The organism is Thauera sp. 27 (genome assembly GCF_000310125.2).
GTDB classification, from domain to species: domain Bacteria; phylum Pseudomonadota; class Gammaproteobacteria; order Burkholderiales; family Rhodocyclaceae; genus Thauera; species Thauera mechernichensis.
The window spans coordinates 43,665-57,543 of the sequence record NZ_AMXB01000013.1 but is presented as its reverse complement, the minus strand read 5'-3'; the positions used below and the strand labels follow the sequence as shown (position 1 = coordinate 57,543).

Sequence of the window (13,879 nt, the reverse complement as noted above, 5' to 3'; positions counted from 1 at the left end):
CCCCGTTTTTCTTTTACCGCGGCTTCGATTCGTGCGGCCGCTCAGTGCTTTCCGCCGAGCACGGCTTGCGTGTTTTCGAAGCGGACGTCTTCGCCGCTCACCATATAGACGACGTGCTCGGCGACGTTCGTCGCGTGATCACCGATGCGCTCGATCGACTTGGCGATGAACAGCGTCTCCAGGCTGCTGGTGATGGTGCGCGGATCTTCCATCATGTAGGTGATGAGCTGGCGCATCGTGCCCTTGAACTGGGTGTCGACCTCGGCGTCCTTGAGCTTGATCTCCTGAGCGTGGCTGGCGTCTGCGCGGGCGAAGCCGTCGAGCGCGGTACGCAGCATCTCGAGCACGAGTTGAGCGGACTGGCTCAGGCCCACGCGCGGCGTGAAAGGTACGTCGGCCGAATGCAGGCGGCGGGCTGCCTTCGCGATCTTCTTGGCTTCGTCACCGATGCGCTCGAGGTCGGCCACGGCCTTGATTGCCGACAGTACGAAGCGCAGGTCGGTGGCGGCAGGTTGGCGCCGGGCGATGAGCCGGCTGCATTCGTCATCGAGCTTGATCTGCGCCAGGTTGACTTCCTTGTCTCCCGCTGTAACCGCATCCAGCAGGGCCAGGTCGCCACTTGCCAGGCCTTCCAGCGCGCGTGCGACCTGGGTTTCGACCAGACCGCCCATCTGCAGTACGCCGCGGCGGATTTCTTCGAGTTCGACGTCGAACTGCTTGAGAGTGTGTTGAGTCATTGTTGCCATGGTCCAGTCGGAAGAAATGGAAGGCTAGCAGGCATTTGTTAAGCTTTTGTTTCATCCTGCTCTTGCCGTCCTGATTTGCTCCGCCCTATCGAACGTAGCGCTCGACGCCGCCGGCGGTTGCCAGCAGCAGGATGTCGGCGCCGCGCTCGGCGAACAGGCCGTTGGTGACGACGCCGACGATCTGGTTGATGCGCGCTTCCATCTCGATCGGGGCATCGATCGACAGGCCGTGGACGTCGAGGATCAGGTTGCCGTTATCGGTCACGAAGCCCTCGCGCATGCGGGGTTCGCCGCCCAGGCGCCGCAGCGCACGGGCGACATGGCTGCTCGCCATCGGGATCACCTCGACCGGTAGCGGGAAGCGGCCAAGCACGTCGACGCGCTTGCTGGCGTCGCAGATGCACACGAAGCGCTCGGCAACCGCGGCGACGATCTTCTCGCGCGTCAGGGCGCCGCCGCCGCCCTTGATCATGGCGAAGCCTGCGTCGATCTCGTCGGCGCCATCGACGTATACAGGGAGGGTGTCGATGCTGTTCAGATCGAACACGTCGATGCCGTGCGCGCGCAGGCGGGCCGAACTCGCCTCGGAGCTCGATACGGCGCCGCGGATGCGTTCACGCATGCCGGCCAGGGCGTCGATGAAGTGGTTGACCGTCGAGCCGGTGCCGACGCCGACGATGGTGCCCTCGGTGATGTAGTCCAGCGCGGCATGGGCGGCGGCTTTCTTGAGTTCGTCCTGGGTCATGGCTTGGAGTCCGGGAGGATGGCTGCTCAGAGCAGGCCGTGGAAGGGTTGAACGTAAACGGTGTCGCCCGGTTGCACCGACAGGCAGTCTTCGGGAAGGACGACGAAGCAGTCGGCCTCCGACATCGAGCTGAGCACGCCCGAGCCCTGAGCGCCGGCGAGGGCGACCGAGCATGCTGCGCCGTCGCGCTGCAGGCGTCCGCGCAGGTACTCGGTACGTCCTGGCTGCTTGCGCAGGGTGAAGGCCGCCTGGACGGCAAAGCGCTGGGCGGGAGGCAGTGGGGTGACGCCCATGAGCTTGAGCAACGCGTCCTGGACGAACTGAAAGTAGGTGACCATGACGGCGACCGGGTTGCCCGGGAGTCCGAACAGCACTGCATTGCGGATGCGGCCGAAGGCCATCGGCCGTCCAGGCTTGATCGCCAGCTTCCAGAACGCGACCTCGCCCATGCGCGCCATCATCTCGCGGATGAAGTCCGCCTCTCCCACCGAGACGCCGCCGCTGGTGATGATCACGTCGGCCGCTTCCGACGCGTCGCGAAAGGCCGCCTCCAGCGCATCGGGCCGGTCGGGGATGACCCCCATGTCAATCAAGTCGCAGCCCAGCCGGGACAGTGCGCCGAAGAGGGTGTAGCGGTTGCTGTCATAGACCTCGCCAGGGCAGAGCGGCCGGCCGATCGAGGCGATCTCGTCGCCGGTGGAGAAAAATGCCACGCGCAGTGGCCGGTATACATCCACTTCGGCAATGCCCAGGGAGGCGATCAGGCCGAGTTCCGCCGGGCCGCAGCGCCGGCCCGCGGCAAGGGCGACCCCGCCTTCGGCGAGATCCTCGCCTGCGCGGCGAAGGTTCTGGCCCTTCTTCTGGCCTGCAGGCACGAAGACCCGGTCGTCGCTGCGGCGCACGACCTCCTGCACGACGATGGTGTCCGCGCCTTGCGGGATCGAAGCGCCCGTCATGATGCGTACTGCCTGGCCCGCGCCGACGATGCCCGAGAACGGCCGTCCGGCGTAGGCCGTGCCGACCACGGCGAGCGCGGTGTCGGTGCCCGCATCGAGATCTGCAGCACGGATCGCGTACCCGTCCATCGCCGAGTTGTCATGCGAAGGGACGTTGTAAGGGGCGATGACGTCGGTACGCAGTACGCGGCCAAGCGCCGCTCGCACGGCCACTTTTTCCCAGCCGCACAGCGGAGAGAGTGAGTCCAGTATGGCTGCGCGTGCCGTATCGACCGACAGAAAGCTGCGTGCGGGATCGGCGCTTGTGCTGGAGGAATTCATGGCTGTCGTGGTCCTGAGTGAGGGCCGGCCTTCGGCGTCATGGGTCTGGCGTGCGGCAGGTCGCCAGCGTGATCGTGGGCGGGGCGCCACCGTCGCCTCTGCATGCGGACTTGAAAGCGGGGCGGTACGGCGATCTCAGGCGGCGCAATCCGGGCGCAGAGGCTCACCGGAGCGGCGCAGCACACGCGCGGGGCCAGCAGCGCAGGGCTCGCCTGGGACGGCTGGAGCGGACCGAGGAATCGGCGCCGAGGGGCTGGAAACCAGCCGGAAGGGAGGGCTGCGGCGCTCAAGGAGGGCAGGGCTGCGGCCCGCCGCGGCAACCAGGGCGGGTGGGCCGCCCCCGTTGCCGCGGACTGCAGTTGCTTAGCGCAGGCCGGCAGCGTAGTCCGAAACGGCCTTGATTTCCGCATCGGTCATCTTGAGCGCAATCATGCGCATCATGCTGTTCGGGTCGTTGTGGCGAACGCCGTCGCGGAAGGACTTCATCTGCGCTTCGGTGTACTCGGCGAACTGCCCGGACAGGCGCGGGTACTGTGCAGGCATGCCGGCGCCGGCTGGGCCGTGACAGGCTGCGCACGCAGGCACGCCCTTGTCGGCGATACCGGCACGCCAGATGGCACGGCCGCGCTCGATGGTGTCGAGGTTCTTGGCCGGCTCGGGCTGCAGCTCGAAGGAGGCGTAGTAGCGTGCCAGCGCCCGCATGTCGTCTTCCTCGAGGCCGGCGACCATGGCCGACATGACTGCGTTTTCACGCGCCGGGGTGTTGCCGTTCCAGCCCTTGAATTCGCGCAGTTGCTTGAAGAGGTAGTCTTCATGCTGCCCGGCGATCTTCGGGTTGGCCGAGAGCTGGCTGTTGCCATCGGCGCCGTGACAGGCCGCGCAGAGCGTCTCGGCGGTCTGTTTCGCCTTGGCGAGGTCCGGAGCCTGGTCCTGAGCCTGGAGGCTGCCGGCGACCAGCAACAACGACGAGAGCAGCAGGGAACGCTTGATCATGATGTCCTCGGAAAGCCGTGAGTGATTATTTCAAACGCGGTATTCTATAACACGAAACCCCGCTTGCGCGATGCGAAGTGGGGTTTATCCCGCAGCCAACCGGCTTTTCCGGCCGATTCTTCATGCCAATTTTCCGCAACGCACAATTCGAGATCTCGATCGCCAAGCCATCCGGCCTGCCTCCGCCCTCCGGGCCGGAGGTTGCCTTCGCGGGGCGTTCCAATGCCGGCAAGTCGAGCGCGATCAATACGCTCGCCGGACACGTCCGCCTGGCTTACGTGTCGAAGACGCCTGGGCGTACCCAGCTCATCAACTTCTTTCGTCTGAACAATGGCGCGCTGCTCGTCGACCTGCCGGGCTACGGTTACGCGGCCGTCCCGGAGAAGGTCAGGCGTGACTGGCAAGGCCTGATCGAGACCTACCTCAAGAAGCGCGAGAGCCTCATCGGCCTGGTGCTCATCATGGACTCGCGCCACCCGCTCACGCCGCTCGATCGCCAGATGATCAACTGGTTCGCTGGCACCGGGCGACCGATGCATGTCCTGCTGACCAAGAGCGACAAGCTGTCGCGTGGCGCGGCTGCGGCGACCTTGCAGGATGTGCGAGCGCAGCTGCGTCCGCTCGGTCCGCTCGTTACCGTGCAACTCTTTTCGAGCTTGAAGAAGAGCGGCGTGGAGGAGGCGGAGAGGGTGATCGGTGGCTGGCTCAACGGGGACGCTGCGCCCCCCGATGAAGCTGGAGAGGAAACAAAAGCCCCCGACCAGGGGACTTAGTCGGGGGCCAAAAATGCCTCACGGGGCGTGAGGCACCCGCTCAGGGAGGTGAAGCGGGAGATGGCCGGCAAGCGGCCGGGCGCCATCTGCTTGCTAAGATGCATGACTTCCGCCGGAAGTTCCGCGGCCACTGCCCGGGCAGCCTTTGAGAATTTGCGAGAACAGCGAGAACACACTATGCGACCGACTGGAGCATTCCCCTCGATCCGCATGCGCCGCATGCGTCGTGACGATTTTTCGCGGCGATTGATGCGCGAGCATGTGCTGACTGCGGACGACCTCATCTACCCGGTTTTCGTCCTCGATGGCAGCGCGCGCAGCGAGGCCGTGCCGTCCATGCCTGGCGTGGAGCGAGTGTCGATCGACCGCCTGCTGAAGGTGGCCGAGGAGGCGGTGGCGCTGGGTGTGCCGGCGTTGGCGCTGTTTCCAGTCATCGATGCCGCAGGCAAGACCGAGGGGGCTGAGGAGGCGTGGAATCCCGATGGTCTTGTGCCGCGCACCGTCCAGGCCCTCAAGGCGCGTTTTCCCGAGCTTGGTGTGATCACCGACGTCGCGCTCGATCCCTACACCAGCCACGGCCAGGATGGTCTGATCGATCCTGCAGACCCGCGCGGCTATGTCATGAACGACGAGACGCTTGAGGCGCTGGCGAAGCAGGCGCTGTGCCATGCACAGGCGGGCGCGGACGTGGTGGCACCCTCCGACATGATGGATGGGCGGGTCGGGCGCATCCGTGCCGAGCTCGATGCGGGCGGGCACATCCACACGCGCATCCTCGCCTACTCGGCCAAGTATGCCTCGAGCTTCTACGGCCCTTTCCGTGATGCCGTCGGTTCCGCGGGCAACCTGGGCAAGGGCAACAAGTACACCTACCAGATGGATCCGGCCAACAGCGACGAGGCGATCCGTGAGGTTGCGCTCGACATCGCAGAGGGGGCGGACATGTTCATGGTGAAGCCGGGCATGCCCTATCTCGATATCGTGCGGCGGGTCAAGCAGGAGCTCGAGGTGCCGACCTACGTTTATCAGGTCAGCGGCGAGTATGCGATGCTCAAGGCGGCTGCGGCCAATGGCTGGCTCGACGAGAAGGCGTGCGCACTCGAGGCGCTGCTTGCCTTCAAGCGCGCGGGCGCGGATGGCATCCTCACTTACTACGCGCTCGACGCCGCGCGCTGGATGAAAGCCGGCGCGTGAGTGGGTGGATGGAGGTGGAGGAGGTCGCAAACGGCGTGACGCTGCGACCGATGCGGCAGGCTGACCTTGGCGCGGTGCTGGCAATTCAGCGCCTCGCCTACGGCGACGATTACCAGGAGGACGCCGAGGTGTTCGCCCGCAAGCTCGCACTCGCGCCCGCTGCGTGCTGGTTTGCCGAGCATGGGGATAAGGCACTCGGCTATGTCTTTGCTCACCCCTGGTCGTCGGGTGTTCCTCGCCTGCATTCGCCGATCGAGCGCCTGCCGGACGTCCTCGAGCAGGGCTTCCTGCACGATCTCGCGGTGTCGCCCGCAGCGCGCGGGCTGGGCCTTGGACGGGCCTTGTTCGGCAAGGTGCAGGCCTGGTCTCGGGCGAGCAATCTGCAGGCTCTCGGCTTGGTCGCGCTCGCCGATGCGATCGATTTCTGGCGCGGGCTTGGTTTTGCTGCCGATGGCGCTGAGTTGCCGTGTGGGTACGGTGCAGGGGCGCTCTACATGCGTCGCTCCGCGGTCTGATCGCCTCAGGCAAGCAGGGCGCCGAGGCGTCGGCGCAGGTCTAGGATCGAGGCCAGCTTCAGATCCACATATCCCGGCGTGCGCAGACCTCGGCCAACCAGCACCGTGCGCATGCCCAGGCGCTTGGCCGTGCGCAGATTCACCGCCGAGTCTTCGAGCATGATGCAGTGCGCCGGGTTGAGACGGTGCGAACTCAGCAGGCTGCGATAGGCGCGAATGCCGGGTTTGGGGTGGAAGTCCAGGTCCTCGATGCCGATCACTGTCTCGAACAGATCGGACACGCCCATGATGTCGAGGACGGCGTTGGCATAATGGCGGGGTGCGTTGGAGAACACGAAGCGCCGACCGGGCAGTTTGCGCAGCATGCCGCGCAGGGCGCGATCGAATACCATCATTTCGTGCAGGCGGTCGAAGCGGTGAGTTTCGTGCAGGAAATGGCGTGGATCGGTGCCGTGGTGGCGCATCAGGCCGAGCAGCGTGGCGCCGTAGCGGTGCCAGTAGTGTGTGCGCAAGGCGTTGGCCTCGCCGCGGGCCAGCCCGAGGTGCTGCTCGAGATAGTCCGTCATGCTGCGGTTGATGTGCGGGAAGATGTGCGGGCTGGCGTTGTGCAGGGTGTTGTCGAGGTCGAATAGCCAGATCGGGGTGCGGGGCATCTTGTTCGGCTTCCGTGTCGGGGTCAGCGTCCGCCGTGGCGAGGCTGGAACCGCACGATGCTGCGGCCATCGTCGGTGGTCTTCGCTGCCGTTTTCCAGGCATGGCCCTGGATGATCTCGAAGGTTGCGGGCAGTCGGCCGTCCTTGCGCAGGCGCTCGTATGCGGCGCGCGCGGCTTGCCAGCCGCTGCGCCCGGACAGGCCGCGCGGGCGGTTCGTCGCTGCGTTGCGTGCGCCGCAGGCACGCAGGTCGGCGAACAGGGTGTCGAGATCGGTGTAGGTGAGGGTCAGCACTTCCATGTCCATCACCGGGTCGGAGAAACCGGCTTGCACAAGGGCGTCGCCGAGGTCGTGCATGTCGATGAAGCGGTGCACGCGTTCGCCGTGGGTGGTCGGCAGGGTCGCACGCAGTTCGCGCAGCGTGTCGGGGCCGAGGGTGGAGAACATCAGCAGTCCGCCCACCTCGAGGCTGCGGTGAGCCTCCTTGAATACCGGCAAAGGGTCGGTCAGCGCGGGCAGCATGAGGTTGGACCAGATCAGGCTCAGGCTCGCTCGCGCCAGCGGCAGCGCTGCAGCGTCGGCCACCAGGTGCGGCAGTGGGGTTGCGTGATGCCTGCCGAAGAGGCGGTCGAGCAGGCCGCGACCACCCGTGCTCGCGCGCGTGCGCGCGCCGGCCCGGGCCAGCATTGCGGGGGAAAAGTCGGCGGCGAGTACACTTGCCTCGGGGAAGCGTGCGCTGAGGCGGGCGAGGTCTGCGCCGGTGCCGCAGCCGAGGTCGAGGATGCGCCGCGGCGCGATGCGTATGTAGTCGAGACGCTCATCCATTCGCCGTGCGACTTCGCGGGCAAGGACGTCGGCGCCGTCGACCGTGCCCGCTGCACGCTCGCAGCGGCGGCGCAGTAGTGCGCGGTCGAGCGCGAAGACCGGGGCGGTATCGGTGCTCATCGCTGCGGGTTGCGGTCTTGCGGCTTCGACACCGTTGTCATGAGCGGCATTCCGGGCTGTAATTGCGAGGTGCGCATGTTCTTTCATCGGAAGAAAACTTGTCAAACTCCGCGCTTGATCTGCTCGCCCTGTGGCAACGCGTCGCCGACGTCCTTGCGCCGCAGGATTGCTTCGTCTGCGGAGCGAATGCGGGTGGCCAGGCTGTGTGCGAGCACTGCGTTGCAGAGTTGCCGCGGCGTCCCGCAACGGCGTGCCCGCGTTGCGCCTTGCCGGGGCTGGCGGGGGCCGAGTGCGCAGCCTGTCAGCGTACGCCTCCCGCGTTCGATGCGACACGCGCCCTGTACGATTTCGCATTCCCTGTCGATGCGATGGTGCATGCGCTCAAGTATCGGCATCAACTCGCGCTGGCATCATTCTTTGCCGATGCGCTCATCGCGCTTGCGCGCGACTTCGGCGGCGATGCGGACCTGGTATTGCCGATGCCATTGCATCCGCTGCGCCTGGCCGAGCGTGGGTTCAACCAGGCAGTCGAGATCGCACGCCCCTATGCGAGAGCAAGGGGCTTGCCGCTCGCGCTCGCCCTTGTCGCCAAGGTGCGCAACGCCGAGCCGCAGGCCGGCCTGGACCGCGCGGCACGCTTGCGCAATCCGCGCGGCGCTTTCGGCTGCGACACCGCACTCCATGGCAAGCGGGTCATCGTGGTGGATGACGTGATGACTACGGGCGCCACCCTCGACGAACTTGCACGCTGTCTCAAGTTGCGCGGTGCGGCGTGGGTGGGCAACCTGGTGGTCGCGCGGACCCCCGCCCCTTACTGAACAGGCCGTGCTGCGGTACAGTGCGCGCCCGATACCCCTTCCGTTTCCGCATGGGCCCCGATGTTCGAGATCGTCCTCTACCAGCCCGAGATTCCGCCCAATACCGGCAATGTGATCCGCCTCGCGGCCAACAGCGGCTGCCGCCTGCATCTGGTCGAGCCGCTCGGTTTCGACCTGACGGACAAGCAGTTGGCCAGGGCCGGGCTCGATTACCACGACCTCACCTGCGTGAGCGTGCACTCGGACTGGGCGCATTGCCTGGAGGTACTTGCTGGCCGCCGGATGTTCGCCCTCACTACGCGCGGAACGGTACGTCATGACAAGGTGGCTTGGCTGCCCGGCGATGTTCTCGTCTTCGGTCCCGAAAGCAGGGGCTTGCCCGACGCCGTTCTGGATACGTTCGCGCCGGAGCGGCGCATTCGCATCCCGATGCGCCCGACCAATCGCAGCGTGAATCTCTCGAACTCGGTCGCGATCGTGACCTATGAGGCCTGGCGCCAGCACGATTTTGCCGGGGCGCTTGCGGTTTAGCGCCCGATGGCTGCAGATCGACGTCGCATGCTACGGCGCCGAGCCGATGCGGCCCGTAGCACTGCGCGGTCCATGCGGGTTACTCGTCGCGGGGGTCGCGGGCGAGCAGCAGCTCAACCGCCTTGCGAGCATTGAGGCCGTGGTGGAGCAGGGCGTCGATCGCCTCGCAGATCGGCATCTCGATAGCGTGGCGATGGGCGAGCCCCACCACTTCGCGCGCCGTCGATACCCCTTCGGCAACATGACCAAGTTCGCGCAGGATGTCGTCCAGCGTCTTTCCGGCAGCCAGGGCGAGGCCGACACGCCGGTTGCGTGAAAGGTCGCCGGTGCAGGTCAGGATCAGGTCGCCCATGCCGGCAAGGCCCATCAGCGTTTCCGCGCGACCGCCCAGCGCCTGGGCGAGGCGGGCGATTTCGGCCAGTCCGCGCGTGATGAGCGCGGCACGGGCATTGAGGCCGAAGCCCATGCCGTCGGAGACCCCCGCAGCAATTGCCATCACATTCTTGACCGCGCCGCCGATTTCGCAGCCGACGAGGTCGGTGTTGGCGTACAGGCGCAGGCGCGGTTGATGCAGCGCTCCGATCCAGTGGCGGGCAAAAGCGGGGTCGTGGGCAGCCAGGGTGATGGCGGCAGGCAGTCCGCGTGCGACCTCTGCGGCGAAGCTCGGGCCAGTCAGAACCCCGCACGGCGCATCCTTGCCGAGCTCTTCGGCCACGATCTCGTGCGGGAGCAGGCCGGTACCCGCCTCGAAGCCTTTGCAGGCCCATAGCAGCGGGGTCGCCGGCTGCAGGCGGTGGAGCTGGCGTGCGGTGTCACGCAGCCCGGACAGCGGGGTCACGACGAGATGAAGGTCGGCGCGGTGTGCCGCAGTTTCAAAATCGGGTTCGATGGCCAAGGCGTCGTGGAGCCGAACGCCCGCCAGGTATCGCAGGTTTTCGCGGCGATCCGCCATCTCGCCGAGATGTACGCGGTCGCGGCCCCACAGGCAGACGTCGTGGCTCGCGCTGAAAGCCTGGGCGAGCGCGGTGCCCCAGGCGCCCGCGCCGAAGACGGCAATGCGGCAGCGCTTCACAGGCCCCACACCTCACTCACGCGCACGTAGCCCTCGACGCCGTCGCGATGGCGCACGCGCGCCCAGCCCACCGCTGCCGGCTCGACGAGATCGAGCACGACGTTTCGTGTGGCTTCGAAGCTCACGGCTGCATCCTCGCGAGCTTCCCGGCGGATGCTTGCGCGTTCCACGGACACCATCACGGTGCGTCGCGGCACGAGCACATGGCCTTCAATCCAGCTCAGGCTGCCTTCAGGGTCGCGCACCCGTACCCAGCCGTCCTGAGTGACGATGATCTCGAGTGGTGTGCCTGCACGCAGCACGAACAGCTGTCGCCCTTGTGGCGAGGGTGCGTCGCGGACGACTGCCTCCTCGCCGAGCGAGCGGAACTCGATCGCCTGGGCGCTCGCCATGGCCGGGGCCGCGCTCGCGGCAAGCACCGACAGGAACCGTAGCCCGGTCTGCCAGTGTGCGGTCCTGCGATGCCCGGCGTTCATGAGCGTGGTCTCACTGAATGGGGACTTCGGCAGGCGCGCCCTGGCTGGCCTGCTGGCGCTGCGCCTGATAGAGCGCCTCGAAGTTGACCGGCGACAGCAGCACGGGCTGGAAGCCGGCGCGGGTGACGGCGTCGGAAACCGCTTCGCGGGCATACGGGAAGAGAATGTTCGGGCAGCCGATCATCATCACCGGCTCGAGATCGGCTTCGGGCAGATTGCGGATCTGGAAGATGCCGCACTGGGCCACTTCGACGAGGAACAGGGTGCGGTCCTCGCCGATCTTCGCGCTTACGGTGACGGTCAGCGCAACCTCATAGACGCCCTCGTCGACCGCCTGCCCGGAAGTGCGCAGCTGAACGTTGATCTGCGGGCTCTCGCGTTCGAGGAAGATCTGCGGTGCGCCGGGAACCTCGAGCGAGAGGTCCTTTACGTACAGCTTTTCGATGGAGAAGACGGGTTGGGTATTTTCCGACATGGATGAGAGTCCGTTCAGGGTTCGTTCAGTAAAGGGCGGTTGCGCTGGTCCGTGCTTCAGGCAGGCTCGCCACGCAGCAATGCATCGAGCTTGCCTGCGCGGTCGAGTGCGTGGAGGTCGTCGCAGCCACCGACATGGTAGTCGCCAATGAAGATCTGTGGAACCGTTCGCCGCCCGCTTGCCTTCATCATTTCTTCGCGGCGTGCAGGGTCGAGGTCCACGCGGATCTTGTCGAACTCGCCGACGCCCTTGTGCAGAAGAAGCTGCTCTGCCCGGATGCAGTAGGGGCAGGTGGCGGTCGCATACATGCGGACGCGGGGCTGAGTGCTCATTTGCGCTTCTTGCTGACCGGCTGGCCGGCCTTCTGCCATTCCATCATGCCGCCGCGCAGGTTGTAGAGCTTTTCGAAGCCCGCCTGGCGCAGTTGCTTGATCGCTGTGTTGGAGCGGCTGCCGGTGGCGCAGCACAGGATCACAGGATGGCTCTTGTACTTGTCCATCTCCTTGCTGCGGCGCTCGAGCTCGCCGAGCGGGATGTGGCGCGCGTTGGGAATATGGCCCTGGGCATATTCGCCTTGTTCGCGCACATCGATGATCACCGCGTCTTCACGGTTCACAAGGAGCGTCGCCTCGATCGGCGAGAGTTGGCTCTTGTCGCCGCGGTTGCGGATCATGTCGACCATGAGCCAGGTGCCCGAGAGGGCTGCGAGGGCGGCCCAGTACCAGTTCTGCTGCAGAAAATCCACGAAAGGGGGTGCTCCGTCTGTTGGGTTCGGTTGGGGTCAGCTCTTGCCGGGTTCTACGCCGCAGAAGACCTCGCGCATCAGGACGATCAACTGCAGGGTGCGTTGGTCGCCTACCCGGTAGTAGACCCGGTTGGCGTCCTTGCGCGTCTGCAGCACGCCCTTGTCGCGGAGGATGGCAAGATGCTGGGAGATGTTGCTCTGCGAGGTGCCGACCGCATCGACGATGTCCTGGACGCACTCCTCGCCTTCGCCGAGCACGCACAGGATCTTGAGGCGCAGCGGATGGGCGATCGCCTTCAGGGCGCGAGCAGCGGTTTCGATGTGCTCGTGCTTGTCGATGAGGGCGAATATGTCGTCATTGTTCACGATGAAGTCGGCTCATTGGAAAGCGCTAGTATAAAATAACGTGTTGCCCTGATGCAGGGGTGGCCGCTGTTGGCGACGATTATTGCAGGTGGACGAAGGCGCATTCTGATGTACGTGCATTGCTTCCCGTATCCGGGGAAACCGAACTCTCGTGCCGGGCGTCGAAGCGAACATGCGTGATCGCTCCAGGGCAATGCTGGCGGGACTGGCGCTAGCCTGTATCGGCGCCGTGCTCTCGTCGCCCGCGGCAGCACAGGCTCAGTCGGGGGGCGAGATCGTGGAGCGCCGCTCCGATCTCGAAGACCTCAAGAAGCGTATCCAGGATCTTCAGCAGGACATCGCCCGTACCGAGCAGGTGCGCTCCGGCGCTGCCGAGGCGGTGGTCGAGGCCGAACGCGGCGTGTCGCGCGTCCGTCGGGAGCTTGCCCGCATCGAGGGCGAGCGCCGTGAGGTGGAGAAGATGCTCCGCCTGCTCGAGGCGGAACAGCGTGCCACGGAGCAGCGTATCGAGGCTCGGCGTGGCGAACTCGCGGAGTGGTTGAGGCGTCACTACGTGCATGGCGGTGCCGATGGCGTGGCGCCGCTGCTGTCCGCGCGGGATCCGAACCAGCTTGCGCGTGACGCGCACTATCTCGAACACCTGGGGCGCGCGCGCCTGGGGCTGATCGATGGCCTGCGCACAGACCTGCGCGAGACGGCGGCGCGTGCCGCCGAGATCCAGTCGCGCCGTGACGGCCTGGTGGCGCTCGAGGCTACGCAGCGCAGTCGGCAGGCCGAGCTCGAAGCCGTGCAGGCGCGGCGCAAACAGGCGCTGGCGGAGGTTTCGCGCCAGTTGCAGGACCAGAAGAAGCAGGTCAGCACGCTGCAGCAGGACGAGCAGCGCCTGGCCAAGGTCATCGATACCCTGGTGCGCAGGGCGCGCGAGGCCGCAGCGCGCGAGGCTGCGCGTCGGCTCGCCGAGCAGCGCGAAGCCGAGCGTCGCGCTGCGCAGGCCGCTCTGGCTGCACAGGCGCAGCGCCAGCCTGCAGAGGGTGCCGCATCGCGGCCCACGCGCCGTGCCGAGCCTGCGGTTGGCGAGGTGCGTGCGACGCCGACGCCGACGCCGACCGGCGTGCGTTTCGCACAACTGCGCGGACAGTTGCGCTTCCCGGTGCGGGGCGAACTCGTTGGCCGTTTTGGTGCTCAAAGAGCCGGTAGCGGCACAACCTGGAAGGGTGTATTCATCCGTACCGGCGCGGGTGCCGAAGTCAAGGCCGTTGCTGGCGGGGAGGTGGTGTTCTCCGACTGGCTGCGGGGTTACGGCAACCTCCTCATCATCGATCATGGTGGCGACTATCTCTCGATCTACGGCAACAACGATGCCTTGCTGAAAGAGGTCGGAGATCGCGTGGCCGGTGGCGATACGGTTGCCAGCGTGGGCAGCAGCGGGGGGGGCGAGGATTCGGGTTTATACTTCGAGATCCGCCACCAAGGACAGCCGCTGGACCCGATGCAATGGGTGCGGCTCAACTAGCTTACGGCCACGGGACGAGCGCCCGGGTGGGCGAAACAACGGA

At 66.3% G+C, this 13,879-nt stretch carries 18 protein-coding genes; 6 read left to right on the top strand and 12 right to left on the bottom strand.

Annotated elements, in window-relative coordinates:
• Positions 1-41: 41 nt before the first annotated feature.
• The 4 genes from phoU to B447_RS09030 all read right to left on the bottom strand — a co-directional run bounded on the left by phoU (position 42) and on the right by B447_RS09030 (position 3,761).
• A complete protein-coding gene (phoU, locus tag B447_RS09045; protein ID WP_002938926.1) occupies positions 42-737 on the bottom strand; it encodes a phosphate signaling complex protein PhoU in 696 nt (231 codons plus the stop codon).
• A gap of 94 nt (positions 738-831) precedes the next feature.
• On the bottom strand, positions 832-1,491 hold the full coding sequence (gene rpiA, locus B447_RS09040) for a ribose-5-phosphate isomerase RpiA (protein ID WP_002929366.1): 660 nt from the start codon (positions 1,489-1,491) through the stop codon (positions 832-834).
• A 26-nt stretch (positions 1,492-1,517) separates the two neighbouring features.
• Positions 1,518-2,768 (bottom strand): molybdopterin molybdotransferase MoeA, encoded by a 1,251-nt coding sequence (gene moeA, locus B447_RS09035; protein ID WP_002938921.1) that lies wholly within the window; start codon positions 2,766-2,768, stop codon positions 1,518-1,520.
• Positions 2,769-3,131: 363 nt separating this feature from the next.
• Positions 3,132-3,761, bottom strand: a complete 630-nt coding sequence (locus B447_RS09030; RefSeq protein ID WP_002929361.1) for a c-type cytochrome — start codon at positions 3,759-3,761, stop codon at positions 3,132-3,134.
• Between the two features lie 122 nt (positions 3,762-3,883).
• On the opposite strand from B447_RS09030, the gene yihA reads away from it, so the two are divergent.
• The 3 genes from yihA (at position 3,884) to B447_RS09015 (ending at position 6,243) form a co-directional block, all read left to right on the top strand.
• Positions 3,884-4,534 (top strand): ribosome biogenesis GTP-binding protein YihA/YsxC, encoded by a 651-nt coding sequence (yihA, locus tag B447_RS09025; RefSeq protein WP_002929358.1) that lies wholly within the window; start codon positions 3,884-3,886, stop codon positions 4,532-4,534.
• Positions 4,535-4,711: 177 nt separating this feature from the next.
• Positions 4,712-5,728 (top strand): porphobilinogen synthase, encoded by a 1,017-nt coding sequence (hemB, locus tag B447_RS09020; RefSeq protein WP_002929357.1) that lies wholly within the window; start codon positions 4,712-4,714, stop codon positions 5,726-5,728.
• Between the two features lie 8 nt (positions 5,729-5,736).
• The gene (locus B447_RS09015; RefSeq protein ID WP_002938920.1) at positions 5,737-6,243 is read left to right on the top strand and encodes a GNAT family N-acetyltransferase; all 507 of its coding nucleotides are present in this window, start codon (positions 5,737-5,739) and stop codon (positions 6,241-6,243) included.
• A 5-nt stretch (positions 6,244-6,248) separates the two neighbouring features.
• Here the strand turns inward: B447_RS09015 and B447_RS09010 are convergent, their stop codons facing one another.
• Together B447_RS09010 and B447_RS09005 are read right to left on the bottom strand one after the other, a co-directional pair.
• Entirely contained in the window at positions 6,249-6,896 is a 648-nt protein-coding gene (locus B447_RS09010; protein ID WP_002938919.1) for a pyrimidine 5'-nucleotidase, read from the bottom strand.
• Positions 6,897-6,919: 23 nt separating this feature from the next.
• Positions 6,920-7,840 carry a methyltransferase domain-containing protein gene (locus B447_RS09005; RefSeq protein ID WP_002938918.1) on the bottom strand — a complete coding sequence of 307 codons (921 nt, stop codon included), beginning with the start codon at positions 7,838-7,840 and terminating at the stop codon, positions 6,920-6,922.
• Between the two features lie 98 nt (positions 7,841-7,938).
• Between B447_RS09005 and B447_RS09000 the strand changes: the two genes are divergently transcribed.
• Together B447_RS09000 and B447_RS08995 are read left to right on the top strand one after the other, a co-directional pair.
• Positions 7,939-8,658: a ComF family protein gene (locus tag B447_RS09000; RefSeq protein WP_051018794.1), complete on the top strand. Its 720-nt coding sequence runs from the start codon at positions 7,939-7,941 to the stop codon at positions 8,656-8,658.
• A gap of 60 nt (positions 8,659-8,718) precedes the next feature.
• The gene (locus B447_RS08995) at positions 8,719-9,189 is read left to right on the top strand and encodes a tRNA (cytidine(34)-2'-O)-methyltransferase (RefSeq protein ID WP_002938915.1); all 471 of its coding nucleotides are present in this window, start codon (positions 8,719-8,721) and stop codon (positions 9,187-9,189) included.
• Positions 9,190-9,268: 79 nt separating this feature from the next.
• On the opposite strand, the gene B447_RS08990 is transcribed toward B447_RS08995, so the two are convergent.
• The 6 genes from B447_RS08990 to B447_RS08965 are packed head-to-tail and all read right to left on the bottom strand — an operon-like array spanning position 9,269 to position 12,323.
• A complete protein-coding gene (locus tag B447_RS08990; protein ID WP_002938912.1) occupies positions 9,269-10,261 on the bottom strand; it encodes an NAD(P)H-dependent glycerol-3-phosphate dehydrogenase in 993 nt (330 codons plus the stop codon).
• Positions 10,258-10,737, bottom strand: a complete 480-nt coding sequence (locus tag B447_RS08985; RefSeq protein WP_002938908.1) for an SH3 domain-containing protein — start codon at positions 10,735-10,737, stop codon at positions 10,258-10,260. Before B447_RS08985 ends, B447_RS08990 begins: the two co-directional genes overlap by 4 nt.
• Positions 10,738-10,747: 10 nt before the next feature.
• On the bottom strand, positions 10,748-11,212 hold the full coding sequence (secB, locus tag B447_RS08980; RefSeq protein ID WP_002929331.1) for a protein-export chaperone SecB: 465 nt from the start codon (positions 11,210-11,212) through the stop codon (positions 10,748-10,750).
• Between the two features lie 56 nt (positions 11,213-11,268).
• Positions 11,269-11,544 (bottom strand): glutaredoxin 3, encoded by a 276-nt coding sequence (grxC, locus tag B447_RS08975; RefSeq protein WP_232431598.1) that lies wholly within the window; start codon positions 11,542-11,544, stop codon positions 11,269-11,271.
• The gene (locus B447_RS08970; protein WP_002938900.1) at positions 11,541-11,957 is read right to left on the bottom strand and encodes a rhodanese-like domain-containing protein; all 417 of its coding nucleotides are present in this window, start codon (positions 11,955-11,957) and stop codon (positions 11,541-11,543) included. The genes grxC and B447_RS08970 overlap by 4 nt, the downstream gene beginning before the upstream one ends.
• A 36-nt stretch (positions 11,958-11,993) precedes the next feature.
• Positions 11,994-12,323, bottom strand: coding sequence for an ArsR/SmtB family transcription factor (locus B447_RS08965; RefSeq protein ID WP_002929327.1), 330 nt, complete (start codon positions 12,321-12,323; stop codon positions 11,994-11,996).
• Between the two features lie 172 nt (positions 12,324-12,495).
• Between B447_RS08965 and B447_RS08960 the strand changes: the two genes are divergently transcribed.
• Positions 12,496-13,836 carry a murein hydrolase activator EnvC family protein gene (locus B447_RS08960; RefSeq protein WP_037982611.1) on the top strand — a complete coding sequence of 447 codons (1,341 nt, stop codon included), beginning with the start codon at positions 12,496-12,498 and terminating at the stop codon, positions 13,834-13,836.
• Positions 13,837-13,879: the final 43 nt, after the last annotated feature.